Annotated in this window: 22 protein-coding genes; 16 read left to right on the forward strand and 6 right to left on the reverse strand. The window is 70.9% G+C overall.

Annotated features, from left to right (window positions below; all coding sequences use genetic code 11):
• Window positions 1-3 precede the first annotated feature (3 nt).
• Complete coding sequence (locus OG202_RS45035; protein ID WP_327726334.1) at window positions 4-1,077, reverse strand: AraC family transcriptional regulator; 1,074 nt, start codon at window positions 1,075-1,077, stop codon at window positions 4-6.
• A 548-nt stretch (window positions 1,078-1,625) separates the two neighbouring features.
• Between OG202_RS45035 and OG202_RS45040 the strand changes: the two genes are divergently transcribed.
• From OG202_RS45040 to OG202_RS45050, 3 genes are all read left to right on the forward strand, one after another.
• Complete coding sequence (locus OG202_RS45040) at window positions 1,626-1,811, forward strand: hypothetical protein (protein ID WP_327726333.1); 186 nt, start codon at window positions 1,626-1,628, stop codon at window positions 1,809-1,811.
• Between the two features lie 270 nt (window positions 1,812-2,081).
• Window positions 2,082-3,029, forward strand: a complete 948-nt coding sequence (locus tag OG202_RS45045; RefSeq protein WP_327726332.1) for a zinc-binding alcohol dehydrogenase family protein — start codon at window positions 2,082-2,084, stop codon at window positions 3,027-3,029.
• 95 nt (window positions 3,030-3,124) lie between these two features.
• The gene (locus OG202_RS45050; protein WP_328224594.1) at window positions 3,125-3,313 is read left to right on the forward strand and encodes a hypothetical protein; all 189 of its coding nucleotides are present in this window, start codon (window positions 3,125-3,127) and stop codon (window positions 3,311-3,313) included.
• A gap of 471 nt (window positions 3,314-3,784) precedes the next feature.
• Here OG202_RS45050 and OG202_RS45055 read toward each other — a convergent pair whose 3' ends face one another.
• Together OG202_RS45055 and OG202_RS45060 are read right to left on the reverse strand one after the other, a co-directional pair.
• Window positions 3,785-4,534, reverse strand: a complete 750-nt coding sequence (locus OG202_RS45055; RefSeq protein ID WP_326573801.1) for a TetR/AcrR family transcriptional regulator — start codon at window positions 4,532-4,534, stop codon at window positions 3,785-3,787.
• A gap of 149 nt (window positions 4,535-4,683) precedes the next feature.
• Window positions 4,684-6,033: a mucin-1 gene (locus OG202_RS45060; protein ID WP_328224595.1), complete on the reverse strand. Its 1,350-nt coding sequence runs from the start codon at window positions 6,031-6,033 to the stop codon at window positions 4,684-4,686.
• Window positions 6,034-6,213: 180 nt separating this feature from the next.
• On the opposite strand from OG202_RS45060, the gene OG202_RS45065 reads away from it, so the two are divergent.
• The 6 genes from OG202_RS45065 (at window position 6,214) to OG202_RS45090 (ending at window position 12,620) form a co-directional block, all read left to right on the forward strand.
• Window positions 6,214-7,236, forward strand: coding sequence for a LacI family DNA-binding transcriptional regulator (locus OG202_RS45065; protein WP_326573797.1), 1,023 nt, complete (start codon window positions 6,214-6,216; stop codon window positions 7,234-7,236).
• A gap of 106 nt (window positions 7,237-7,342) precedes the next feature.
• Entirely contained in the window at window positions 7,343-8,686 is a 1,344-nt protein-coding gene (locus OG202_RS45070; RefSeq protein ID WP_328224596.1) for an ABC transporter substrate-binding protein, read from the forward strand.
• 62 nt (window positions 8,687-8,748) lie between these two features.
• Window positions 8,749-9,747 carry a carbohydrate ABC transporter permease gene (locus OG202_RS45075; protein ID WP_326573794.1) on the forward strand — a complete coding sequence of 333 codons (999 nt, stop codon included), beginning with the start codon at window positions 8,749-8,751 and terminating at the stop codon, window positions 9,745-9,747.
• A 2-nt stretch (window positions 9,748-9,749) separates the two neighbouring features.
• Window positions 9,750-10,607 carry a carbohydrate ABC transporter permease gene (locus tag OG202_RS45080; protein ID WP_326573792.1) on the forward strand — a complete coding sequence of 286 codons (858 nt, stop codon included), beginning with the start codon at window positions 9,750-9,752 and terminating at the stop codon, window positions 10,605-10,607.
• Between the two features lie 264 nt (window positions 10,608-10,871).
• Window positions 10,872-11,720, forward strand: coding sequence for a calcium-binding protein (locus tag OG202_RS45085; protein WP_328224597.1), 849 nt, complete (start codon window positions 10,872-10,874; stop codon window positions 11,718-11,720).
• A 216-nt stretch (window positions 11,721-11,936) separates the two neighbouring features.
• Window positions 11,937-12,620 carry a hypothetical protein gene (locus OG202_RS45090; protein ID WP_328224598.1) on the forward strand — a complete coding sequence of 228 codons (684 nt, stop codon included), beginning with the start codon at window positions 11,937-11,939 and terminating at the stop codon, window positions 12,618-12,620.
• Between the two features lie 112 nt (window positions 12,621-12,732).
• Here OG202_RS45090 and OG202_RS45095 read toward each other — a convergent pair whose 3' ends face one another.
• Both OG202_RS45095 and OG202_RS45100 read right to left on the reverse strand, forming a co-directional pair.
• A complete protein-coding gene (locus OG202_RS45095) occupies window positions 12,733-13,659 on the reverse strand; it encodes a PfkB family carbohydrate kinase (protein ID WP_327726327.1) in 927 nt (308 codons plus the stop codon).
• Window positions 13,660-13,724: 65 nt separating this feature from the next.
• Window positions 13,725-14,870 (reverse strand): ABC transporter substrate-binding protein, encoded by a 1,146-nt coding sequence (locus OG202_RS45100; protein WP_405895921.1) that lies wholly within the window; start codon window positions 14,868-14,870, stop codon window positions 13,725-13,727.
• Between the two features lie 511 nt (window positions 14,871-15,381).
• Here OG202_RS45100 and OG202_RS45105 point away from each other — a divergent pair.
• From OG202_RS45105 to OG202_RS45130, 6 genes are all read left to right on the forward strand, one after another.
• Window positions 15,382-17,772: a SpoIIE family protein phosphatase gene (locus OG202_RS45105; RefSeq protein WP_327726326.1), complete on the forward strand. Its 2,391-nt coding sequence runs from the start codon at window positions 15,382-15,384 to the stop codon at window positions 17,770-17,772.
• A 187-nt stretch (window positions 17,773-17,959) separates the two neighbouring features.
• Entirely contained in the window at window positions 17,960-19,045 is a 1,086-nt protein-coding gene (locus OG202_RS45110; protein ID WP_326573783.1) for an S-(hydroxymethyl)mycothiol dehydrogenase, read from the forward strand.
• Window positions 19,045-19,674, forward strand: coding sequence for an MBL fold metallo-hydrolase (locus OG202_RS45115; RefSeq protein ID WP_326573781.1), 630 nt, complete (start codon window positions 19,045-19,047; stop codon window positions 19,672-19,674). Before OG202_RS45110 ends, OG202_RS45115 begins: the two co-directional genes overlap by 1 nt.
• Before the next feature lie 196 nt (window positions 19,675-19,870).
• Window positions 19,871-20,233, forward strand: a complete 363-nt coding sequence (locus OG202_RS45120; protein WP_326573779.1) for a bifunctional 3-phenylpropionate/cinnamic acid dioxygenase ferredoxin subunit — start codon at window positions 19,871-19,873, stop codon at window positions 20,231-20,233.
• Complete coding sequence (locus OG202_RS45125) at window positions 20,230-21,390, forward strand: NAD(P)/FAD-dependent oxidoreductase (protein WP_327726325.1); 1,161 nt, start codon at window positions 20,230-20,232, stop codon at window positions 21,388-21,390. Before OG202_RS45120 ends, OG202_RS45125 begins: the two co-directional genes overlap by 4 nt.
• A gap of 129 nt (window positions 21,391-21,519) precedes the next feature.
• A complete protein-coding gene (locus OG202_RS45130; protein WP_326573775.1) occupies window positions 21,520-22,653 on the forward strand; it encodes an aromatic ring-hydroxylating oxygenase subunit alpha in 1,134 nt (377 codons plus the stop codon).
• A gap of 15 nt (window positions 22,654-22,668) precedes the next feature.
• Here the strand turns inward: OG202_RS45130 and OG202_RS45135 are convergent, their stop codons facing one another.
• A complete protein-coding gene (locus OG202_RS45135) occupies window positions 22,669-23,415 on the reverse strand; it encodes an IclR family transcriptional regulator (protein WP_326585484.1) in 747 nt (248 codons plus the stop codon).
• Between the two features lie 200 nt (window positions 23,416-23,615).
• On the opposite strand from OG202_RS45135, the gene betA reads away from it, so the two are divergent.
• Window positions 23,616-25,292, forward strand: a complete 1,677-nt coding sequence (betA, locus tag OG202_RS45140) for a choline dehydrogenase (RefSeq protein WP_328224599.1) — start codon at window positions 23,616-23,618, stop codon at window positions 25,290-25,292.

A 25,292-nucleotide genomic window follows, 5' to 3' on the forward strand; every position in this document is an offset into this window, starting at 1 on the left:
CCCTCAGAGGCGATCCGAACGCATCCGCTCCCGCAGCTGGACCGGAGAGGTACCGTGCCAGCGGCGTACCGCGCGCCGCAGCGCCCGTTCGTCGGAGAATCCCGCCCGGCGGGCGATGTCGCGCAGGGTCGGTTCCGGGCGGAGCAACAGCTGTTCGACACGTTCCCGGCGCACTCCCTCGACGAGTGCCTCGTACGTCGTGCCGCAGTCGGCCAGCCGGCGGCGCAGCGTCCGCTCGCTCGTCGCGTGCCGCCGCGCCTGCTCGCCGAACGAAGGCACCACCGGGAGGCTCTGCGCGACGGAGATCTCCAGCACCTCCAGCAGATCCTGCTGGTCACGGCGGGAAGCCAGCTGCGCGTCGAGCAGCTCCCGCGTCGACGCGTAGCTGACCGGATCCCGGCCGGGCATCCGGGCACGGGCCCACGCGGGGTCGATGACCATGCGGTTGGCGGGGGCGCCGAAGCGGACCGGACAGTCGAACAGGGCGCCGTGCAGGTCGAGTTGGCGCGGTGGCGGAAAGGAGAACTCCACCGCTCTCGGTGTGAAGGCCGGGCCGACGGCCAGTCGGGACAGGGTGACCACGGAGGCGAACGCCTCCTCGCTCAGGAAGGAGGCCACGGCCGGGTCCATGGCGGGATCGGGAAGATCGGCGCGCAGGACGAAGGCGTCGTCCTCCTCGCCCGCAGCGGCCGACCACACCACCATCGCCCCGGACAGGTTCTGGTACGTCACCCCGGTCTCGATGGCGTGCTGGAGCGTGTCGTCGGCCATCAGGGCGAAGCCGAGCAGTCCCCACGCGGTCAGATGCTGCGCCGCGCCGACCCTCAGCCCCAGGCGCTCGTCCCCGGTGAGCTCCAACGCACGACGGATGACCGCGCTGCCCTGCCGGTACGACACCCGCAGAGCGGCTGAGCGCATGACCGTCTCGTCCAGACCCATCTGCTTCAGCAGGGGCCGCAGATCGACGCCGAGTTCGTCGGCGACCACGACGAGATAGCGCAGGATGTTCGGCTGGATCGTCGCCGACGTGCTGCGGCTGGTCCCGGGCGGATCCGCCGGGCCGGGGGCAAGGGACATCGCACTCACTTTCTCCTCGGCGACCACCGTAGGCAACGGGCGTCACCGGTCGCGCCCGCTGGCCCCCAAAGTCCCCTGCACGGCCCCTCACGTCCTGAGCCCGCCTTCGGCGCCCGGCTACGGTTTTCGCAACCCGCACCGCATTCGACATCCGACATGCGACTCGCTGCTCCTCGACCGGTCACTCCGGCGCACACAGGAAATGAAGGCGCGACAGAGCATGTCCTTTGACGCTCCAGCCCGGGCGGGGGCGGGCACCCGGTCTCCAGGACCGGCGCCCGAAGGTCGCGACCCTCGCGTTCGCCGCACAAGGGGTGTCCGTCGCCGCCGTCTACACGACCGTCCCCGCCGTCACCGAACGCCTGGAACCGGCCCCGCTCCTGACCACTTGCCCTGATGGTCGCGGCGGCGCTGACGGCAGGGGGCGGCAGCTTCCTGGGTCTGGCCGCGATCCGCCGTGCCGGTCCCGTCGCCACCACGCGCGGGGCCGTGCTGACGGCCGCCGCCACGCTGGTGCTGATCGGGTGGGCCCCCGACGAGGCGACCGTTTGGCGCTGCTTCTCCTGGCCGCCTCCCGCCATTTCACCCAGCGGCCTGCTGGCTCGGCCGGTGCGGAAGAGTCCCTTCCCTCGAACGGGCAGCCCCTCGGCCACTGGGCTGACACGCCGCGGATCACCGTCACCACGCCGGCCCGCCCCGACGCCGCCCACGACACGCTCACGGGGCTGTTGTGACCATCAGGGAGGCCGGGCGGCGCAGTGGTCGTGTGGTGACCGGCCTGTGCGACGGGGATTCCCTTCCCTCCCACCCCCTCGCGCCGCTCCGCGGGATTTCGTCCGATGCCCGCGCGGACCGCGAGGGGGATTGGAGATCGGGGAAAATTATGGATACCTTGTATCCGAAAAGTCGGGCGCCGCTGGTCCCGATCACCGGTTTCGGCATGGGTTTCACAGTCCGGAGCCACCGCGGAGCGCGGTGCGGTTCCAGAGACAGGGAGAACAGCGATGAAGGCAGCAGTAGTGACGACGGCGGGTGCGGCCCCCGAACGCCTCGACTTCGCGGACCCGGAGGTCGGCGAGGGCCGGCAGATCGTCGACCTGGTCGCGTCGGCGATCCACCCCATCGTGCGGGCCAAGGCGTCCGGCAGGCACTACAGCAGCACCGGGCGCTATCCGCTGGTGCCGGGCGTCGACGCGGTGGCCCGCACCGCCGACGGCACGCTGGTGTACACCGGCGACATCGAGGAGCCCTGGGGCACCTTCGCCGAGCGGATGGCGGTCACCCTGGCCCTGCCGCTGCCGGACGGCGCCGACCCTGTCGCGGTGGCGGCGGGCATGAACCCGGGCATGTCGTCCTGGATGCCGCTGACCGCCCACGCCGACGAGCTCGGCACACCGGACACGGTGATGATCCTCGGGGTGACCGGAGCGGCCGGCGGTCTCGCCGTGCAGAACGCCTTGGCGCTGGGCGTGCGGCGTGTGATCGGCGTCGGCCGTGGCATGGACGACCTCAAGCGGGTGGCGGGGCTCGGTGCCGAGATCGTCGAGATCGTCGGCGACCAGGGCGTGGACGCGGCGGTCATCGGTGCGGCCCTCGACGGCCACGCGCCCGACCTCGTGCTGGACTTCCTCTGGGGTGGCGTCGCCGAGGCCGCCTTCGAGGCACTGGCGGAGATTCCCGGCGCGCACGCCACCAGCTACGTGGAGATCGGCTCCGCCGCCGGCGAACAGGCCGCCGTGCCCGCCGCACTGCTGCGCAGTCGCCCCTTCCGTCTCAGTGGCAGCGGCATCGGGTCCTTCGACATGCGCCGCTACTTCGTTCAGGTCGCCGCCTACCTCCAGCTCATCGCCGACGGCGACGTGAAGGTGGACGCGCAGGCCTACCCACTCTCCCGCGTCGGCGAGGCGTGGACGGCTCCTGCGGGCCCCCGCCCTGTTCTGGTCGCCGGCTGACGGTGCGGAGGAACGGCCGTCGCTCGCTCACGGGGCCGACTCCGGCCGGCTGACGCTTCGGCCGGCCTCGCCGGAATCGTCGGCCCGACCGGGCGATGCCGTGCGGGTCGGACGACCTCGGCGGCTGGGAGCGTCAGGACGCGGAGCTGCTGGCCGCCGTGGACACCCTGCCGGCCACCAGTCGGCTCACCGCACAGCAGTGGGCGGGCCCGTCCGCGCGGTACGGAACGAACGCGGTACGGAACGAACGCGGTACGGAACGAAGGGGGCGGTCGAAGCGGTGATGCCGGCCGGTCACTACGTCATGCCGGCCGGACTCCTCAACAGCGCGGACACGCAGGTCGAGCCGGGCCTGGAGGCGCCGATCCCGCTCGGCTGAGCCGCCACGCCGCTCGTCGGCCCGAGCGGCGCCGAGTACGGCTGGGCGGCGGCCTTCGGGCTCACCGCGCAGGCGGCGGCCCGCTGGGCGACCTGCCGGGCGGCCCGCTGGACGACCTGCTGGGCGACCCGCCCACGAGGGCATCGAGCCGCGTAGCCGTGCCCCCGTTCGCTTCCGGCTCTCGGCCGTCTGGTCCAGAAGCACACGCGCGTCCCGGCGCCCGCGCGTCCCGGCGCCCGCGGGTGCCAGCGCCCGCGGGTGCCAGCGCCCGCGCGCGCCGTCGAGGCGCGTCCCAGCGCCCGCGCCGGGACGCGCCTCGACGGCTGCCCGGACAGACGCGGGGGCTTGACGAGGGGGACCGCGTGAGCTGACGGGGTCAGTGCCCGACGGCGTCGCCGCGCACCGGAGACTCCCTGAGTCTGGCCTGCTCCAGACCGTCGAGGAGCAGCTCCAGGCCGAACCGGAACTCCTCGTGAAGCGGTACGGAGGTGAGGTCGTCGACCGCCGCTGTCGTGGACGGGTAGGCGGCCGGGTCCAGGGAACGGTAGTAACCCCGCAGCTGCGTCTGGTCCTCGGGACGGGGAGTGCCGGGACCGTACTGCTGGATGGCGAAGCCCGTCACGTAGTGCCCCAGCGCGGTGTAGGCGCGGGCGGCCAGGCCGACCGAGAACCCGTGGCTCAGGAACAGCGTGAGGAGCCGCTCCCTGGCGCGCAGACCGTTGGGGCCGACGGGAACCTGGGCCGCCAGCAACGGCACCGCACGGGGGTGTCGGCACAAGGTGGCGTGGAAAGCCTCCGCCGCGACCGTGGCCGCCTCCCGCCAGGACCTGTCGGCCGACCCCTCGGGCGGGACCCGGACCTCGCCCAGGACTCTGTCGGCGACCAGAGCGAGCAGTTCGTCCTTGCCGTTGAAGTGCCGGTAGAGCGTTGCCGTGCCGGAGTCCAGGGCGTCGGCGAGCATCCGCAGTGTCAGCGCCTGGGCCCCGACCTCGTCGATGAGTCGCAAGGCCGTCTCGATGATCCGGTCGACGTCCATCGGGGGGCGGCCGCGCCGATGGGCGGGAGCCGACGGCCGGCTCGCCCACCAGTCAGGACTGCCCGGGACGGGTGGTGTCGCCGAAGCCATGGAACGGTCACCCTCTCAGCGGCCGATGCGCCCCTACGCGCGCCGGAACCTGTTTCGGCGTCATCGTATGCGTGATGGGGTGGTGCGGAGTGGGCCTGCCGTGCCGTCGGGGCTTCCGTGCGAGGGGCCCCTGCCCGGACCCCCGCTGGTCATCGGGATGTGGGGCCGGGCCAGATGGCGGAGGCGTCGTCGCGGTGGGGGTCGGGCAGCCGGATCGGGCGTACCGGAATCGTACGGCTGTGCCCTTCGGTGACGGCTGTCCACGGGGCGGGGTGACCGGAATAGCACAGGGCCGTGAGGACGAAGACGTTGTCGGCGTAGACCTCGACGTATTCGCCGACGGTGAGGACACGCAGGGTGGAAGCGGGTTCGGTCAGGACGGTCTCGCCGAGTCGGGTGCCGTCGGGGCCCGTGATCCACAGGTTCTTGCCGTCGCAGCCGACGGCGAGGGCGGCGCGGCCGTCGTCCGGGGTGCGCGTGCGGAGGGTGATCTCGACGGGTCCGGTGACGTCGATGTCGCCGAGCGCGTGCAGGGTGGGCTGTTCGGTTTCCTCGCCGAGCCAGGTGTCCAGGCCGGGCCACCATTCCAGACGTGGCGCGAAGTCACCCTCCACGACCAGGGACTTGGGCTGGGCGAGCATGCCGCGGCAGCGTTCGCCGGTGTCGGTCAGCCCGACCTGGCGGGGAGTGGTGTGCAGGACGACGCGGGAGCCGTCGGGCGCGGCGATGACGCGGGGGGCGTAGGAGCCGGTCGGACCGAGCGGGCCGCGCCGGGTCCAGGGGCCCCGCAGGCGCGGGGCAGTCCACGCCTCGAAGCCGCGGGTCGCGCCGATGGACCCGAGCAGCAGCCAGGTGCCGTCGTCGAGGCGTTCCAGGACCGGGCACTCCAACTCGTCCACGTCGCCGGGTGAGATCAGTGGCGGATGGACGGTCCAGTGCTCCAGGTCGTCGGAGGTGGCCCAGGCGACGCAGCCGCCGGCCTCGACGGGGAGCGCGGCGTCGTTGGCGCAGACCACCATCACCCAGCCGTCGGACTCGTCGTCGCGTACGACGAAGGGGTCCCGCCAGCCCATCTGCTCGCCGGTGCGATACCAGCGCGGGTCCGCCTCGACGACCGGCGACGTGCCGTGGCGCCGCCAGCCGGTGCCGTCCGTGCGATCGGAGTACGCCAGGCCGACGGACTGGAGCGGCCAGCCGTCCGGCGTCAGCCCGGACACCCCGGTGTAGAACATCGCCATTCCGTCGCCGTGCCGGACGGGGTGCATGGTCCACACCGCCTGCTGGTCGAAGCGGCCGGGCAGCCCGACCCCGAAGGCCGGCCCCTGCGGCTGCCAGCCGACCAGGTCGGTGGAGGTGGCCCGGCCGTACGAGGTCTCCATCCGCAGGTGGTCGAACTCGGCCGTCCAGGGCCCCTGCAGGTGCAGCACCGTGTATGTACCGTCCTCGTCCCGCAGCAGGGCGAAGTCGTTCACGCACAGTCCGGGCGGGGCGTATCGCATGGGCGGTTCCTGTCGGCTCACAGCGCCAAACGCGTGCGCTGACCATCGATCAAAACGGACTCACTCGGAAGTCGGCCCAAGTAAATATGAACGCAAACGCTTGCGCAACAAGGAGGTCGGGTTTACGGTCACGTCACCCACAGATCACACCGACGTGAATTCAACGGGAGGAACTGAGCCGTGACGGCCAGCATCAACGACGTCGCCCGGGCGGTCGGCGTCTCCGCGTCCACCGTGTCCCGCGCCCTGCGCGGCCGGCCGGGCGTCTCCGACGAGGTGCGGGACCGGATCGCGGCCGTCGCCACCCAGCTCGGCTACACCGCGTCCCGCTCCGCCTCCAGCCTGGCCAGCGGCCGCACTTACACCATCGGCGTGGTCGTCCCCTACGTGGGCCGCTGGTTCTTCGGCACGGTGCTGGACGCGGCCGAGAAGGTGTTCAGCTCCGCCGGGTACGACGTGCTGCTGTACAACCTCGGCTCGCCGGAGACACGCAAGCGTTTCTTCACCAAGCTGCCGGTCCGCAAGCGGGTGGACGCGGTGCTGACCCTCCTCATCCCCGACGAGGAGGAGTCCGCCGCACTGCGCTCACTGGGGGTGCCGCTGGCCACCACGGTCGGCGGAACCCGGCCCGGCTTCACCGTCGTCGGCATCGACGACCGGGCCGGCACCGAGAGCGCCGTACGGCATCTGGTGAACCTCGGCCACCGCCGCATCGGCATGATCAGTGGGACCAGCGGGCCGCAGCACTGGACCACCCCCGTCGAACGCCGCAACGCCTACCTGGACGTCCTGGCCGACGCCGGGATCGCGCACGACCCGGCCCTGGAGGCCGACGGCGACTACACCGTCGACGGCGGCGAGCGGGCCATGACGGAACTACTGGCCGCCTCGCGGCCGCCGACCGCGGTGTTCGCCCAGTCCGACGAGATGGCGATGGGCGCGCTGCGCGCCCTGCGCCGTCACCGGCTGAAGGTCCCGGACGACGTGTCCGTGGTCGGCTTCGACGACCACGAACTCGCCGACGTGCTGGGGCTGACCACCGTCGCCCAGCCGGTCGCCGAACAGGGCGCCGAGGCCGCCCGCCTGCTGCTGCGCCAGCTCGACGAACCTGCCGGCGAGCGCCCCGCCGAACAGGTGCAGATGCCCATTCGCCTCGTCCTGCGCGAGACCACCGCCCCACCCCGTCCCCGCGGGCCCCAGTGACCCCCCTCCATCGAGCCCCACACCCCCACACCCCCACAGCCCACACCCCCACGCCGCGAAAGCTCCCCGCACCATGAACCCTCGCCACAGCACGGAGGCACAGATCATGCGCTCGACCAGCAGAAAGTACCGCCGCACAGCAAGTACGGGCCTGGCTCTCGTCCTGCCCCTGGCGGCACTGGCCGCCTGCGGCGGGGGCGGCGGCACCGACGCCTCCGCGGAGGCGGGCAGCGGCACGGGCACCATCAGCGTCTGGGCCCACCAGGGGCAGAAGAGCGAGGACGCCGCCCTGCAGGCCGCGGTGAAGTCGTTCAACTCCTCACAGAGCAAGATCAAGGTCGAGCTGAAGCTGCTGCCCGGCAACGACTACACCAAGACGATCACCACGACCGACGCCTCCAAGCTGCCGGACGTGCTGGAGTTCGACGGCCCGACCATGGCGAACTTCGTCTACAACAAGAAGCTCGCCGCGGTCGACGACTACGTCTCCGCCAAGACGATGGACAACGCCACCGACGCGAGCAAGTCGCAGGGCGAGATCGGTGACAAGCACTACGGCCTGGGCATGTACGACTCCGGCCTCGGGATCTACGGCAACAAGAAGCTGCTGGACGCCGCCGGCGTGAAGTACCCGACCACTCTGGACGACGCCTGGACGGTGGAGGAGTTCACGGCCGCGCTCAAGGCGCTCAAGGCCGAGGACTCCGACGGAAAGGTCCTCGACGTCCAGGAGGGCAACGGATTCGCCACCGAGTGGGGCACCTACGGCTTCGCCCCGGTCGTCTGGTCGGCCGGCGGCGCCCTGCTCAAGGACGGCAAGGCCGAAGGCGCCCTCGACTCGCCGAAGTCGGTGTCCGCGCTGAAGACCCTCCAGTCCTGGAAGACGTACGTGGACCCCAACACCGACGGCAACGCCTTCGCCAAGAGCCGGGTGGCGCTCAGCTGGGTCGGGCACTGGATGTACCCCACCTACGGTGAGGCCCTCGGCGACGACCTGGTCGTACTGCCGCTGCCCGACTTCGGCAACGGACCCAAGACCGGCCAGGGTTCGTGGGCCTGGGGCATCGGCGCGGACACCAAGAACGCCAAGGCCGCCGGCGCCTTCATGGACTATCTGCTCAACGACACCAACGTCGCCGCCATGACGAAGGCCAACGGCGCCCCGCCCGCCACCAAGACGGCTCTCGCCGCGAGCGAGCTGTACAAGCAGGGCGGCCCGCTCCAGCTCTTCGCCGACCAGCTCGCCAAGCCCTGCGGCGACAGCGACATCACCTCCTCCTGCGTCGCCGTCACCCGCCCCGTGACCGCCGGATATCCCACCGTCACCGCGAAGTTCGGTGAGGCTCTGAACTCCATATACGGCGGCGCCGACCCCGAGGACGCCCTGTCGAAGGCGGCCCGCGCCATCGACCAGGACTTCTCCGACAACGCCGGCTACGAGATCCCGTAGGACCCATCGGCCGGGGCGGGCGCGGTGCCCGCCCCGCCCGCCCCGTCAGGAACAGGACCCCCGTGACATCCGTGAAGCCCGCGCGCCCCGCGCCCGAAGCCCGGGAGAAGGCCCCACCCGTGACCTCCGCCAAGCCCGCGCGTCCCGCGCGCGCCGTGCGCAAGAATCGCGACTGGCTGCACGGACTGCTCATGTCCACGCCCGCCGTCGCCGGACTCATAGCCTTCGTCGGCATCCCCTTCTGCTACGCCGTCGTCCTCTCCTTCTACAACGTGCGCCTCGGCTCCCCGCTGGAGCCCACCTTCTTCGGCGTCGAGCAGTACCGGCGGCTGTTCACCGACCCCGACCTCTCCGGCCCGTTCCTCAGGGCCCTGCTGAACAACCTGACCTTCGCCGTGGTCGTCGTCCCCCTCCAGACAGGACTCGCCCTCGGCCTGGCGATCCTGCTCAACCGCAAGCTCAAGGCGATCGGCCTGTTCCGCTCCTTCTTCTTCATGCCGGTGGTCTTCCCGATGGCGCTGGTCGCGGTGATCTGGCGGCTGATCCTCGCCCGCAGCGACCAGGGCATGCTCAACTCCGCGCTGGACGCGGCGAGTTTCGGCAACTGGGGTGCCTTCGACTGGCTCGGCGACGGCCTCACCGCGATGGCCTCGATCATCGTGCTGTCCATCTGGCAGGGCGTCGGCTTCCAGATGGTCATCCTCCTCGCCGGGCTCCAGCAGATCCCGGGCGAGCTCTACGAAGCCGCGGAACTCGACCGGGCCTCCCGCTGGCAGCAGTTCCGGCACGTCACCCTGCCCGGCATCCGCGGCACCCTCGTCTTCGTCGTCATGCTCACCTCGGTCCTCTCCTTCCGCGTCTTCGACCAGGTCTACGTCCTGATCCGCGGTGGCGGCCTCGACGAGGACGCCACCCGCACCGTGATGTACCAGGCCGTCACCACCGCCTTCGACCAGAACAACATCGGCCAGGCAGCCGCGATCACCGTCGTCTTCTTCCTGATCGTCGTCGCCCTGACCCTCATCCAGCGCCGCGTCGTCCGGCCCGACAACGAGGACTGACCATGAGTACGCACACGGGCGGCCTGACCCGCACACCCATGCGCCGCTTCCTCGACTACGCCGTCCTCAGCGTGTTGGCCTTCGTCTTCGCGCTGCCCGCCATCTACCTGTTCATCGGCAGCCTCAAGCCCTCGGACGAAGTCCTGGACGGCCTGTCCGGCTTCCTGCCCACCCACCTGTCCTTCGACAACTACGCGGCCGTCCTCAGCAGCCTCAACTCCGACAGCACCGGCTACTTCTGGCGCTTCATGGGCATCTCGTTGGTGCTGGCCTTCGTCGTCGTCACCGGCGGCCTCTTCGTCAACTCGATGGCCGCGTACGGACTGTCACGCCTGCGATGGCGCGGCCGCAACGCCGTCTTCTCGCTCATCCTGCTGCTGATGCTGATCCCGTTCGAGTCGGTGGCGGTCCCGCTGTTCTACCTGTTCAACGACCAGCGCAACACCCTCTACATCCTGGCGCTCCCGTTCATCGCCAACGCCTTCTCCGTGTACCAGTTCCACACGTTCTTCCGCTCGATCCCGCCGAGCATCGAGGAAGCCGCCCGCCTCGACGGCGCGGGCCCCTGGCGCACCTTCTTCGCCATCATCGTCCCCATGTCGAAGCCGGCCTTCGCCTCCGTCGCGATCCTGACCTTCCTCACCCAGTGGGGCTCCTTCCTGTGGCCGGTCCTGATGGTCTCCGACCCCTCGGTCCGGCCCCTGCCTCTGGAGATGAGCGTCTTCCAGGCCCAACTGCCCCCGGACTACGGCCAGACCCTCGCCTTCGGCGTCCTGCTCGTCCTGCCCGTCCTGATCATCTTCGTCTTCTTCCAACGCTGGTTCGTCCAAGGCGTCGCCAGCTCCGCGGTCAAGGGCTGAGCCGGGCCGCCCGACGGCTCGGAGCGCCCGACGGCTCCGCGGCAGGGGCATCGGCACCTGCTCTGTTCACGGTCGCGCGGCTGTCCCGCGCCGCACCACCGCGTGGGCGGTACATGGGGGTCGTGCCCCCATGTACCGCCCGGGATCGCCTGACACCGTAGAACCGGTTCGACGCACCGGCGGTGCGCGGCCAGGTCGATTCACGCGAGCGAGAGGGAGCCCATGGGCAGAAAAGCGTTACTCCGGGTCTTGGTGGTCACGGCGATGGCGGGTTCCGCGGTGACCCTGACCGGAGGGTCCGCGAGCGCGGCCACCGGTGTGTTCAAGAGTGGGACCAACGTGGTCGTGAACGCGGCGGCGGGCCGCGCGAACAACATCACGGTCAGCCTGTCCGGGAGCAGCGTCGTCATCCAGGACACCTCCGACACCCTGACCGCCGGTGTCGGATGCTCGGTCCAGGGCAACGGCTCGGTGGCCTGCCCGGTGAACCTCAACAACGACACGGTCGTGGTCAACGCCGGTGACGGCAACGACATCATCACCAAGACCGGAAACGTCCGCGGTGACCTGAAGGGCGAGTCCGGCAACGACGTCATCAACGGCGGCCCCAGCCCCGGCAGCAACATCCTCAACGGCGGCGCGGGCAACGACACCCTGAACGGCGGCGTCACCTTCGACCTGCTCATCGGCGGCACCGGCGCCGACCGGCTCAGCGGCGGGGGCGGCACCAGCGACATCGCCAGCTACCTGGAGAGCGGCTCCGGCGTCGTCGTGGACATCGACAACGCCGCGGACGACGGAATCGGCGGGGAGGGCGACAACGTCCTCATGGACGTCGAGATCGTCTACGGCAGCCCGTCCGGCGACACGCTCACCGGGGGAACGGCCAACGACATCCTGTCCGGCTTCGGGGGCAACGACCTCCTGGTGGGCGGAACGGGCAACGACACCCTCGTCGGCGGCGCCGGCAACGACACCCACAGCGGCGGGGCCGGCAACGACACCCTCGACGCCGTGGACGGCGTGTTCGGAAACGACTCCCTCAACGGGGGCACCAACTCCGACACGTGCACCGCCGACACGAGTGACACGAAGAGCGCCTGCGAGGCGTGAGTCCCGCGGCGGGGCCGGACCGCGAAGCCGCGGACCGGCCCCGCACCGCCGACCGAGGGCGTGACGCCCGACATGGCTGAGTCGCCGTGTATGCCGTAGAAGTCAACGTGCACAATCTGGCCAGGGCGTGCAACTGCCGACGGCTGAAACTCGTCCCTTCCTCCCGAGCCGACGAGGCTCACGGAGACCTCGAACACCCACGATGGGGGACGCATCATGAACCTGACGCCGAGGAAGAGCCGCCGCAGACCGGGCGCCGTCAAGGCAGCCGTGTTGAGCGTATGCGCCGCAGGGGCGTTGGGTCTCACGGGCTGCTCCGGTGGCGGTGGTACGGGTGGTGCCGACAGTGACGCGAAGGCGACCGCGTCGGCGACGAGCGGCACCAAGGACAAGACGGGGGCGTCGGCCGACACGACGGGCAAGAAGCCCGGCGCGGCGGCTTCCAAGGACCCGGGCGGCGGGGGCAAGACCGCTGGGGGCGTTCCGGTCACCTCCAAGTCACCGGCCCCCACGGCGTCGCCCTCCGTGGGCGCGGACGGCGACGCCGACGACTGCGACCACAAGATGCCCATCTCCCCCGACGAGATCGCGGTCTACCGCTACACCCCGGAAGGGGGATTCCTCAGCCTGATCGTCAAGCACGGCAACTGGGGATGCGGCACCCCCGATTCGGACGGCGCGCCGTTCGAGACAGTCGGCGAAGAGACCTTCATCCCGATGGATCAGGCCGCGAACATCACCGTCACCACCCCCATCGTGGAAAGCACCGAGAATCAGCCCATCGGCGTCCAGGAGTTCCTCGACTGGCTCGAGGCACACCCGAACTCCGGCCTGGTCTTCACCTACCACCTCGGCGGCGACGGGGCCATCGACCGGCTCGACGAGGTCTTCACACCCTGACCGAGTGCGGTGCGGTGCGGTGACCGGGACGGCCCGGGTTCCGGGTGCCCGTGGCCTTCCTGGTGGCGGACTTCCTCCCCTTCATGCATGTGCACGTGGGCTGAGTGTCGGCTCAGCCTTCCCGCATCCACGCCCGGGTTCCGAACGAGGCACATGCCCGCGCGGCCACGACGGCGGCGCCGCGCAGGGCCTCGGCGAAGTCCTGCGACGTCATGTCGTCCTGAGCCGCGAGGCCATGGGTGAGGGCGCCGTGCAGGACGTCACCCGCGCCCAGCGTGTCCGCCACCCGTACGACGGGTACGTCCACCGCGCCCCCGCTGGCGGGGCCCGCCCATACGAGGGGCTGCCCGCCCCGGCTGACCGCCGCCCAGCCGACCCCGTGGTCCCGCAGGAACCGCAGGGTCCCCGTCGGCGTGCTCGTCGGCGTGTCGGTGCCGGGCGGGAGGAAGTCGTGCGAACAGACAGCCACGTCGATCGACGACAGCAGCCTCTCCGTACCGGCCTTCCAACTTCCCCCGTCCAGAACGGTCCGACGGCCGGCCGCACGCGCTGCACGGGCGGCTGCCACGGCCAACTCCATGTGGTGACCGTCGAGTTCGACGATGTCGCAGGCCGCGACCAACGCGTCGAGATCGTCCGGCGGATCGATCCGGTATCCCGCCGCATTGGTCGAGGCGACGGCACGGTCCCCGCTGGACGCGGTCACCAGAACGGACGAGACGGCGGGCGGCTCGACCGAGTCCGCCGCCAGGTCCACCACGGTCACGCCCAGCCGGTCCAGGTCCGCCGCGACGGCGACCCCCAGCGGATGACGGCCGATCGCGGTGAGCAGCGTGGCCGCGCCGCCCAGGTGGGCGAAGGCGACGGCCGCGTTCGCCGCCGGTCCGCCCGCGGCGACGACCTGCTCACGAGCCGTCAGCTTCTCGTTCGCCCCCGGCGCGTGGTCGACGAGCTGAATCACATCGAGCGTGCACAACCCGACGAACAGCCCTCGCGGAGCCCCCCGCCCCACCACCGGCTCATGCCCCGTCTCCGCCACAGTGCCCTCACCCTCCTGCCGAACCGCTGTCCTGTGGAGCCGCTCCACGAGGAATCTCCGTGCTCTCAGCCGGTGCGGAGGATCCGGAAGCGATCGGGTTCCGCCGGATCCCGATCGACGACCTGGACGGGCGGCCAAACCCATTGCCACACGCCGATGCCTGGCGTGCGGGAGAACCGGATCTGCCCGCGCGTGCCCTCGACCGCGACGCGCGGCCAGGATGCGGCAATGTGCGTCCGGTCCGGGGCCGTGGCGTGCGTCCCGTCCGTGCCGTGGGAACGCAGCACGTCGGCGAGGACGACGACCGTGTCGTAGCCCTCGAACGCGACGAAGGAGGGCGCTTCGGTCAGCCGCTCGCGGAGGGCCGTCTCGACTCGTGCGCCGAGGGGGCCGAGGCGCTCGGGCAGGTAGCGCAGGAACGGGATCGCCGCACTGTCGTCGCCCAGCAGCGTCGCCCATTCGGCGAACTCCGGTTGCCCGGCCGGAGCACCGATCAGGATCTCGGTCAGGCGTGGGTCGTGGCGGACGGACTTGACGATCGACACCGCCGGCTCCGGGTGGCCGACCAGCAGGAGGAGGGCTGTCGCGTGGTGCTCGACGAGTTCGTCGCACACGGCCGTGGGGGTGAGGGCGTTCATGTCGAGTTCGATGACGGTGCCGCCGCGTGCCGCGAGGTGGTCCCGCAGGATACGGGTCCCGGACGCCCAGTAGACACTCGGCTGGGCTGCCACGGCGATGCGGCGGTGGCCCGCGCCGAGGAGGAAGTCCGCGTAGACCCGCCAGCCGCGGGACTGCGGCGGGGAGAGGCGCGCGACCCATTCCGTCGGCTGTTCGGTGAGCGCGTCGAGAACCGCCGACGAGCAGAGGTACGGCAGGCCCAGGGCGTCGGCCCGGGTGGCGGCGGCGCGAGCGACGACGCTGTGGTACTCACCCGCCAGGGCGGCCACGCCCAGGCGAGCCAGTTCGTCCACGGCCGCCTCGGCCGTCCGCGGATCGGCCGCGGTGTCCCGGACCACCAGCTCCAGGGGCCTTCCGTCGATCCCGCCGGCCTCGTTGACCTCGTGAACGGCCAGCTCGAGCCCGGCCAGCAGGTGTCGGCCCGCCCCGACCCAGCCGGGCCGGGTCAGGGGAAGGAGAACACCGATCCGGACGGACGATCCGTCTGATCCGTCAGCTCGCGCCGCTCCAGCAGGTGATGATGGCGTTCTCATGCGCGGGCGCCTCCCGTGTGGCCAATCGGCTGCCGCTTGCCCCCATCACGGAGTGGCAGGGCCCGGTAGCGCGCGTACATCTCATCTCGCCCTGGCGGGCGCACCTGGGTGATCATGCCGGACATTGCATCCACCACCGTCACCGACAGGCAATCGATTATGCGCGGGGTCCCACGCGATGGTCGTTGCCGCCCCTCAACTCCCGCAGGGCGGGCGGTACGTCCACTGGGGGAAGTACGGGCGCCATTCGGCGCGAGGACCGCCGGCGCGGCGCCGAAGGGCACCGTGCCGGGTGAGGCACCCGCCCCCTCCCGCCCCTCGGTCGCGCTGTCGGCGCTGGTGCAAGGGAGCGCCCGCGAGGCATGCGGCGTGGCAGGGTAGGGACCGGGCGTTTCGGATGGTCGCGCGCCATGCGTGGCGTGCCCGGCGCACAATGAACCCTGGAAGTAGTGCCCTGCAGTCGATCTGTGAGCCCATTGACGACGGCTCCGGTCGTAGGAGAGAAGGAACGATGGGCGAGCACGGTGTCGCCTCGGCCGCGGTCGACGCCAGGGGGCTGGTCATCGCGTGGAGTGCCGGCGCGCGACGGGTGCTCGGCTACACGCACGGGGAGGTGGTCGGCCGCCGGGCGGTCGACCTGCTGGCCGAAGCCCTTCCGGACTCGGCCCGCAGCCGTCTCGCCGAGCCCGCCGACTGGCGTGGCCCCGTCCACGCGCGGCACCGGGACGGCCACGACGTGGAGCTGGAGCTGGAGGCACATCCGCTGCTGGGCTCGGCGGGTGAGGCCCAGTGGTTTCTGACGGCCACGGTGCCGGAGCCGGCCGCGCGGCTGCGGCGGTGGGCCCTGGACCAGCTCCCCGTTCCGATCGCGCTCTTCGATCAGGACGGACTCGCGGTGTCCGCGAACTCCGCGATGGAGGGGGTGATGGGCAGGCCGCAGGAGGACCTGCTCGGTCGACGGGTGGGGGTGTCGGCCGACGGGATGCGTCGGCTCCCGGGTTTCGAGGAGCTCGACGACGCCGTACAGCGCGTACTGCGAACGGGTGAGCCGATGCCGTACGAGGCATGGCTGCGCGCGCCCGGCGAGACCCACGAACACGCGTGGCTGGTGTCCCTCAGCCCGTTGAAGGACGGCGCCGGCGACGTCCGGGGCATGTGCCTGGCGGCGATCGACAGCACGGAGCAGTTCCTGGCCCGCCGGCGGCTGACCATGCTCAACGAGTCCAGCAACCGGATCGGCTCCACCCTCGACGTGACACGCACCGCCGAGGAACTCGCCGAGGTGTGCACCGACCATCTCGCCGACTTCGTCGTCGTGGACCTGCTGGACTCGGTGCTCGCCGGCGAGGAAGCCACTCTCTCGCCCGGTGCCGCTCCCCTTGTCTTCCGCCGCACCGCCCAGCGGTCCGTGCTGGAAGGCTGCCCCGAAGCCGCGGTCCCCGTCGGGAGCAGGCACACCTACCACGAAGGATCGCCGCCGGGCCGCGCGCTGACCACCGGCCGCGCCCTGCTGTACGAGGTCGACGACGTCACCGCGGGGCTGTGGGCGGCGGGCTCACAGGAGCGGGCCCGCAGCATCGAGGTCCATGGCATCCACTCGATGATGGCCGTGCCCCTGCGCGCCCGCGGTATCACCCTCGGCCTGTCGATCCTCTCCCGCCACCGCACGCCCGAGCCCTTCGGCGAGGACGACCTGCTGCTCGCCGAGGAACTCGCCGCCCGCGCCGCCGTCTGTGTGGACAACGCCCGCCGCTACACCCGCGAACGCGCCATCGCCCTCGAACTGCAACGCAGCCTCCTGCCCCACCGCGCGCCCCGGCAGGCCGCCGTCGAGGTCGCCTCCCGGTACCAGCCGGCCAGCACGCGCGCCGGGATCGGAGGCGACTGGTTCGACGTCATCCCGTTGTCCGGCGCCAGAGTGGGGCTGGTCGTGGGCGACGTCGTCGGCCACGGAGTCCAGGCGTCCGCCACCATGGGCCGGCTGCGTACGGCCGTACGCACCCTGGCCGACGTGGACCTGCCGCCGGACGAGCTGCTCACCCAGCTCGACGACATCGTCCTGCGCCTGGACTCCGAGCGGACGGCGGACGAGGCCGAGGATGCGGAGAGTCCCGGCGAGATCGGGGCCACCTGTCTGTACGCCGTCTACGACCCCGTCTCGCGCCGCTGCTCCATGGCCCGGGCCGGTCACCCGCCACCGGCCCTGATCTCCCCGGACGGCGAGGCCGCGTTCCTCGACCTGCCGATCGGGCCACCCCTGGGCGTGGGCGGGCTGCCCTTCGAGACCGCGGAGTTCGACGTGCCCGAAGGCAGCGTGTTCGCCCTCTACACCGACGGCCTGGTCCAGGCACCCGACCGCGATCTGGACGACGGGCTCGCCCGGCTGCGCCAGGCGCTCTGCGGCACGGGCCGCCCCTTGGAGGAGACCTGTGACGGGGTTCTGGGGAGCCTGCTGACGGACCGCCCCGTCGACGACGTGGCCCTGCTCCTGGCCAGGACCCGGGCGCTGGACGCCGACCGGGTCGCCACCTGGGACGTGCCCGCCGACCCCGCGTTCGTCGGGCATGCCCGCAAGCTGGCCTGCGAGCAGCTCGCCGCCTGGCGGCTGGAGGAGGTCTCCTTCGTCACCGAACTCGTCGTCAGCGAGCTGGTCACCAACGCCATCCGCTACGGCGGCTCCCCGATCCAGCTGCGTCTGATCCGCGAGACCACACTCATCTGCGAGGTCTCGGACTCCAGCGGTACCGCTCCGCACATGCGCCGGGCCCGAGCCTTCGACGAAGGCGGACGAGGCCTCCTGCTCGTCGCCCAGCTCACGCAGCGCTGGGGCACGCGGCACACCCGCACGGGCAAGACCATCTGGGCCGAGCAGGCCCTCCCCGGCACGGTGCGGGACGCGTAGCCCCCGGGCGAAGCGTGGGTGAGGCGCGGCCGGGCCCCAGGGCCCGTCGCGGTCACGCCCCGCGCCGTACTGCCCGTCGACTCCTTGACCCCCGGTCGGCGCTCCACGATGCTGTGTTGCGGTACGCGCGCTGCGTGCCGCAATAAGCAACTTCAGTCTCAGGTCTCGATACCGCCGAGGAGTGGCCATGGCTCACCAGGTCCGTGCTGTCGTCGCACGGGGCAAGGGTGCCCCTGTCAGCCTGGAAACGATCATCGTGCCCGACCCCGGCCCGGGCGAGGCGCTGGTGAAGATCGAGGCCTGCGGGGTCTGCCACACCGACCTGCACTATCGGGAGGGCGGCATCAACGACGAGTTCCCCTTCCTGCTGGGGCACGAGGCCGCGGGCGTCGTGGAGTCGGTGGGGGAGGGGGTCACCGATGTCGCCCCCGGTGACTTCGTCATCCTCAACTGGCGTGCGGTCTGCGGGCAGTGCCGGGCCTGTCTGCGCGGACGCCCGTGGTACTGCTTCAGCACCCACAACGCGAAGCAGAGGATGACCCTCCTCGACGGCACCGAGCTGTCGCCGGCGCTGGGCATCGGCGCGTTCGCGGAGAAGACGCTGGTGGCGGCGGGGCAGTGCACGAAGGTCGACCGAGCCGCGTCGGCGGCGGCCGCCGGCCTGCTGGGGTGCGGCGTGATGGCGGGTATCGGCGCTGCCATCAACACCGGGAACGTCGGACGCGGTGACAGCGTCGCGGTCATCGGCTGTGGCGGCGTCGGGGCCGCGGCGGTCGTCGGGTCGAACCTGGCGGGCGCGGCGAAGATCATCGCGGTGGACATCGACGACGCCAAGCTGGACACCGCCAGGAAGCTGGGCGCGACCCACACGGTCAACTCCAGGAACACGGATGCCGTCGAGGCGATCCGCGAGCTGACCGGCGGCTTCGGCGCCGACGTCGTCATCGAGGCGGTCGGCCGCCCGGAGACGTACCAGCAGGCCTTCTACGCCCGTGATCTCGCCGGCACGGTCGTCCTGGTCGGCGTGCCGACCCCGGAGATGAAGCTGGAACTGCCGCTGCTGGAGGTCTTCGGCCGGGGCGGCGCGCTGAAGTCGTCCTGGTACGGCGACTGCCTGCCCTCCCGTGACTTCCCGATGCTCATCGACCTGTACCTCCAGGGCCGGCTGGATCTGGACGCCTTCGTCACGGAGACCATCGCGCTGGACGACGTGGAGAAGGCCTTCGAGCGGATGCACCGGGGCGACGTCCTGCGCTCGGTGGTGGTCCTCTGATGGCCGCCCGCATCGAGCATCTCGTCACCTCGGGGACGTTCTCGCTGGACGGCGGCACCTGGGACGTCGACAACAACGTGTGGATCGTCGGCGACGACGAGGAGGCCGTCGTCATCGACGCCGCGCACGACGCCGACGCCATCGCCGAAGCCCTCGGCGACCGCACCCTGCGGGCCATCGTGTGTACGCACGCCCACAACGACCACATCGACGCCGCGCCCGAACTCGCCGCGCGCACGGGAGCCCCGATCCTGCTCCACGCCGACGACCTGCCGCTGTGGAAACAGACCCACCCCGACCGGGCACCCGACGGCGAACTCGTCGACGGCCGGGCCCTCACGGTGGCGGGTGTCGAGCTGACCGTGCTGCACACCCCGGGCCATGCTCCCGGGGCGGTGTGTCTGTACGCGCCGGACCTGACGGCACTCTTCAGCGGCGACACCCTGTTCGCGGGCGGGCCGGGGGCGACGGGAAGGTCGTACAGCGACTTCCCGACCATCGTCGACTCGATCCGCGAGCGGCTGCTGACGCTGCCCGGCGACACCGTCGTGCACACCGGACATGGGGGGACGACCACCGTCGGCGCGGAGGCCCCGCACCTCCAGGAGTGGCTCGACCGCGGCTTCTGACCGCCGCCGCGACATCCTCGGCTCGGCGCCCGTACCGCCTGTTTCCGCAGGTGGTACGGGCGTTTCGAGCTGCCCTGGCGACGGTCGGCGGTCCCGTCCGAAGCGGGCTCCTGGACTCCTTGACAAGGATTCTGGGCGACCTCAGACTGTTGTTGCGCTTACCGCAATCCGTTTCGCTATACGCACCCGAGGTGTCATGATGATTCCCGCGTGCCGTCTCGCAGATCTCCCGCGAGGCGAGGCCCTCCGGCTCGACATCGACCCGCCGGTCTCGGTGTTCCATACCGACGACGGCGAGCTCTTCGCCATCGACGACACCTGCACCCACCAGGACGCCTCGCTCGCCGACGGCTGGCTGGAGGGCTGCGAGGTGGAATGCCCGCTGCATGCTTCGAAGTTCGACCTGAGGACCGGTGCCGTCGACGCTCCACCGGCCAAGCTCCCGGTCCGGACCCATGACGTCCTGATCGAGGACGGCATGATCTATGTCCGGGTGTCCACGGACGCCCCCAACCTGCCGCCCTGCGTCGCCGCGCGGCTCGCCGGAGGTCCCGCGTGAGGACCGTGGCCGTGGTGGGCGCCTCGCTGGCCGGACTGTCGGCGGCGCGCTCCCTGCGGAAGCAGGGCTACGACGGACGGCTGGTCGTCATCGGCGACGAGCCCCACCGTCCGTACGACAGGCCCCCGTTGTCCAAGGAGTTCCTGGCCGGCGGCATCGGCGAAGCCGATCTCGCCCTGGAGACGGACGGCGAGGACCTGCGGGCGGAGTGGCTGCTCGGAGCCCGCGCCACCGGCCTGGACCGCACTCGGCGTGCGGTCCGGCTCGCGGACGGCGGCGAGATCCGGGCCGACGGCCTCGTCATCGCGACCGGCGCGGCAGCACGGCAACTGCCCGGTTCCGACGGCCTGGCCGGAGTCCACGTCCTGCGCACCCTGGACGACGCCCGCGCTCTGCGGGACGACCTGGCGCGAGGCGGCCGGCTGGTCGTGATCGGCGGCGGGTTCGTCGGCGCCGAGGTCGCCTCCACCGCCTGTGCCCTCGGACTGGAGGTGACGGTCGTCGAAGCGGCACCGACGCCGCTCGCCGGCCCGCTCGGCCAGGCCATGGGAGGCATCGTCTCCGCTCTCCATCTCGACCACGGCGTACGGCTGTTGTGCGGCGTGGGCGTCAAGGGACTCGGCGGGGAGCGCAAGGTCGACGCCGTCCTGCTGGAGGACGGCCGCAGCATCCCCGCCGACATCGTCGTCGTGGGGGTGGGCGCCCGCCCGTGCGTCGACTGGCTCGAAGGATCCGGCGTCATCCTCGAGAACGGGGTGAAGTGCGGCGCGGACGGCCGCACCAGCCTGGCCGGCGTGGTCGCGGTCGGCGACTGCGCCTCCTGGTACGACCCCCGGGCCGGCCATCATCGTCGCGTCGAGCACTGGACCGGCGCCCAGGAACGCCCGGCCGCGGCCGTCGCCACCCTGCTGGCCGGGGGAGCGGTGGAGCCGGGTGTGCCCCGGCCGCCGTACTTCTGGTCGGACCAGTACGGCGTGAAGATCCAGTTCGCCGGCCACGCGGCCGACGCCGACAGTGTGACGGTCGAGGAAGGCGCACCCGACGACCGCAACGTCCTGGCGGTCTACCGGCGCGCCGGTCGTCCGGTCGCCGTGCTCGGGATGAACCAGCCGCGGCTGTTCACCCGTTGGCGCAAGCAGCTCGCCGCCGCGTCTTGACACCACGCATGCGCCCTCTCATGCTGTCGTTTCGCATGGTGCGCAGCGTTGCTCCACACACAACGTCGTCCGGAGTCGCTCTTCCCGGCGCGTGACCGCCCGATCCACGACGTCCCCGAGGAGTGCACCGTGACCTCGACCAGCCTGCCGGACAGCCTGATCGCCACCCTCCCCGGCTCCTCCTACACCGATCCCGCGATCTTCGCCCTGGAACAGGAGCGCATCTTCGAGACGATGTGGTTCTGTGTCGCCCGCTCGTCCGACCTGGCGAAGCCCGGCGCCTTCCGTACCGTCGACGTGGGTCGCGAGAGCATCCTCGTCACCCGCGCCCGGGACAACTCGGTCCGCTCCTACTTCAACGTCTGCCGCCACCGTGGGGCCAAGCTCTGTACGGAGGAGAGCGGCGAGGTCAAGCGGGCCTTCCAGTGCCCCTACCACGCCTGGACCTACGGCCTGGACGGCAAGCTCGTCGCGGCGCCCAACCTCACCAAGATGCCCGACGTCGGCCGCACCGAGTACGGCCTGGTGAGCGTGGCCACGCGTGAATGGCTCGGCTATGTGTGGGTGTGCCTGGCGGAGAACCCGCCCTCCTTCGAGGAGGACGTCATCGCCGATGTCGTCAGCCGCCTCGGCGACGTCGAGTCCATCGAGCACTACGGCGTCGAGGACCTCTCGGTCGGCAAGCGGATCGTCTACGACGTCAAGGCGAACTGGAAGCTCATCATCGAGAACTTCATGGAGTGCTACCACTGCGCCACGATCCACCCCGAACTCACCGAGGTGCTCCCGGAGTTCGCCGACGGCTACGCCGCCCAGTACTACGTCGGGCACGGCGCGGAGTTCGGTGCGCAGGTGCAGGGCTTCACCGTCGACGGCTCCGAGGGCCTGGACCGCATCCCCGGAGTCTCCGAGGAACAGGACCGGCGCTACTACGCGATCACCGTCCGGCCGCAGGTCTTCATCAACCTCGTCCCCGACCATGTGATCTTCCACCGGATGTACCCGGTGGCCGTCGACCGCACGATCGTCGAGTGCGACTGGCTCTACCTTCCGCATGTCGTCGACAGCGGCAAGGACGTCAGCCGGTCCGTGGAGCTCTTCGACCGGGTCAACCGGCAGGACTTCGAGGCGTGCGAGCGCACGCAGCCCGGAATGCACTCACGGTTGTATGCCAAGGGCGGTGTGCTGGTGCCGAGTGAGCACCACATCGGCGCGTTCCACGACTGGGTGAACGAGCGCCTGGGCATGCGGCAGCCGCAGTAGCGGCCAAGGGGCGGGTCAGCCCAGGTAGCCCATGCGGTGGCTGATCTCGTCCGCGCCCTTGCGCAGCACCGGAGAGAGTTCGTGCAGACGCTCCTCGGTGAGCCGGTACGAGGGTCCCGACGCGCTCAGCGCCGCGATGACCGTGCCCTCCCGATCGCGGATCGGAGCGGCCATGGCGTGCAGGCCGATCTCCAGCTCCTCGCGCGCCCAGGCGTAGCCGGCCTCCCGGGCCTCGGCGAGGTTCTTCTCCAGCTTCGTCTTCGCGGTGATGGTGTGCGGAGTGACCTTCTTCAGGCCGGCCTCGGCGATCAGGGCGGCGCGGTCCTTGGCGGGCAGATGGGCCAGCAGGATCTTGCCGCTGGAGGTCGCGTGCAGTGGGGTCAGCTGGCCGACCCAGTTCTGCGCGGTCACGGCCCCGGGGCCGCGCACCTGGTAGAGGTTGACCGCGTAGTGCTCCTGCAGCACCGCGATGTTGACGGTCTCGCCGAGTTCCTCGGCCAGGCTCTCGCAGACCGGGCGGCCCTGCTGGGTGATGTCGATACGGCCCGTCACCGCGCCGGCCAGGCGTACTATGCCGAAGCCGAGGCGGTACTTGCCGCGCTCGCCCGCCTGTTCCACCAGCCCGCGTGTCTCCAGGGCGCCGAGCAGGCGGAAGGCGGTGGACTTGTGAACATCGATTTCTGCGGCTACCTCACTGACGCCCGCCTCGCCCCGTTGGGCCAGGATCTCCAGGACGCTGATGGCGCGGTCCACCGACTGCACTCCGCCGGCCTGCGAGTTCGAGGTTTCTGTGTCGTTGCTGTAGTTGCTCACAGTGAAACTATACGCGTAGTAAACAACACCATTGCAAGTAACGGCGTCGAAACAATGACCTTGCAAGTTGCGATGCGCGCAACCTGGTGCGTATAGCGCTACCGGACTAGCATGCTCGCGTATCTATGGCGCGAGCGAGACGAGGCACCATGGCTTCCTTGCAATACGACTTCGTCATCGTCGGCGGCGGATCGGCCGGCTGTGCATTGGCGAACAGACTCTCCGCGGACCCGGCGAACCGGGTGCTGGTGCTGGAGGCCGGCCGGTCCGACTATCCGTGGGATGTCTTCATCCACATGCCCGCGGCGCTGACCTACCCCATCGGCAGCCGGTTCTACGACTGGAAGTACGAGTCCGAGCCCGAACCGCACATGGGCGGCCGACGCGTCTACCACGCACGCGGCAAGGTGCTGGGCGGCTCCAGCAGCATCAACGGCATGATCTTCCAGCGCGGCAACCCCATGGACTACGAACGCTGGGCGGCCGACGCGGGGATGGAGAACTGGGACTACGCGCACTGTCTGCCGTACTTCCGGCGCATGGAGAACTGTCTCGCGGCCGACCCGGACGACGAGTTCCGCGGCCACGACGGCCCCCTCGTCCTCGAACGCGGCCCCGCGACCAACCCCCTCTTCGGCGCCTTCCTCAAGGCCACCCAGGAGGCGGGCTACGCGCCGACGGACGACGTCAACGGCTACCGGCAGGAAGGTTTCGCCAAGTTCGACCGCAACGTCCACCGCGGACGCCGGCTCTCGGCCTCGAAGGCGTACCTCAAGCCCGCCATGAAGCGGCCCAACCTCACCGTCAGGACCCGCGCCCTCGTCACCCGCGTCCTCTTCGAGGGCAAGCGGGCCGTCGGTGTCGAATACCGGCGCGGACGCGGCGCGCTCCACCAGGTCCGCGCCAAGGAGGTCATTCTCAGCGGCGGCGCGATCAACTCCCCGCAACTGCTGCAGCTCTCCGGCGTCGGCAACGCCGAGGAACTCGGCGCCCTGGGCATCGACGTCGTCCACGACCTCCCGGGCGTCGGCGAGAACATGCAGGACCACCTGGAGGTCTACGTCCAGTACGCCTGCAAGCAGCCGGTCTCCATGCAGCCGTACATGGCGAAGTGGCGTGCCCCCTTCATCGGACTGCAGTGGCTCTTCCGCAAGGGCCCGGCCGCCACCAACCACTTCGAGGCCGGCGGGTTCGCCCGCAGCAACGAGGACGTCGAGTACCCCAACCTGATGTTCCACTTCCTGCCGATCGCCGTCCGCTACGACGGCTCCTCGCCGGCCGGCGGCCACGGCTACCAGGTGCACGTGGGGCCCATGTACTCCGACGCCATCGGCTCGGTGAAGATCAAGAGCAAGGACCCGCGCGAACACCCCGCGCTGCGGTTCAACTACCTCTCCACCGAGCAGGACCGCCGCGAGTGGGTCGAGGCGATCCGCGTGGCCCGCAAGCTCCTCAACCAGCCCGCGATGGCCCCCTACAACGACGGGGAGGTCTCGCCCGGCCCGAAGGTGGAGTCGGACGAGGAGATCCTCGCCTGGGTCGCGAAGGAGGGCGAGACCGCACTGCACCCGTCCTGCACCTGCAAGATGGGCCCCTCCTCCGACGAGATGGCCGTCGTCGACCCGGACAGCCTGCGGGTGCACGGGGTGGAGGGCCTGCGCGTCGTGGACGCGTCGGTGATGCCCTACGTCACCAACGGCAACATCTACGCGCCGGTGATGATGATCGCCGAGAAGGCCGCCGACCTGATCCTCGGCAAGGAGCCGCAGGCGCCGTCGACGGCCGTGTACTACCGCCACCGTGACGCGCAGAGTCAGGCCGGGTAG

Source organism: Streptomyces sp. NBC_00310, from assembly GCF_036208085.1.
Taxonomy (GTDB): domain Bacteria; phylum Actinomycetota; class Actinomycetes; order Streptomycetales; family Streptomycetaceae; genus Streptomyces.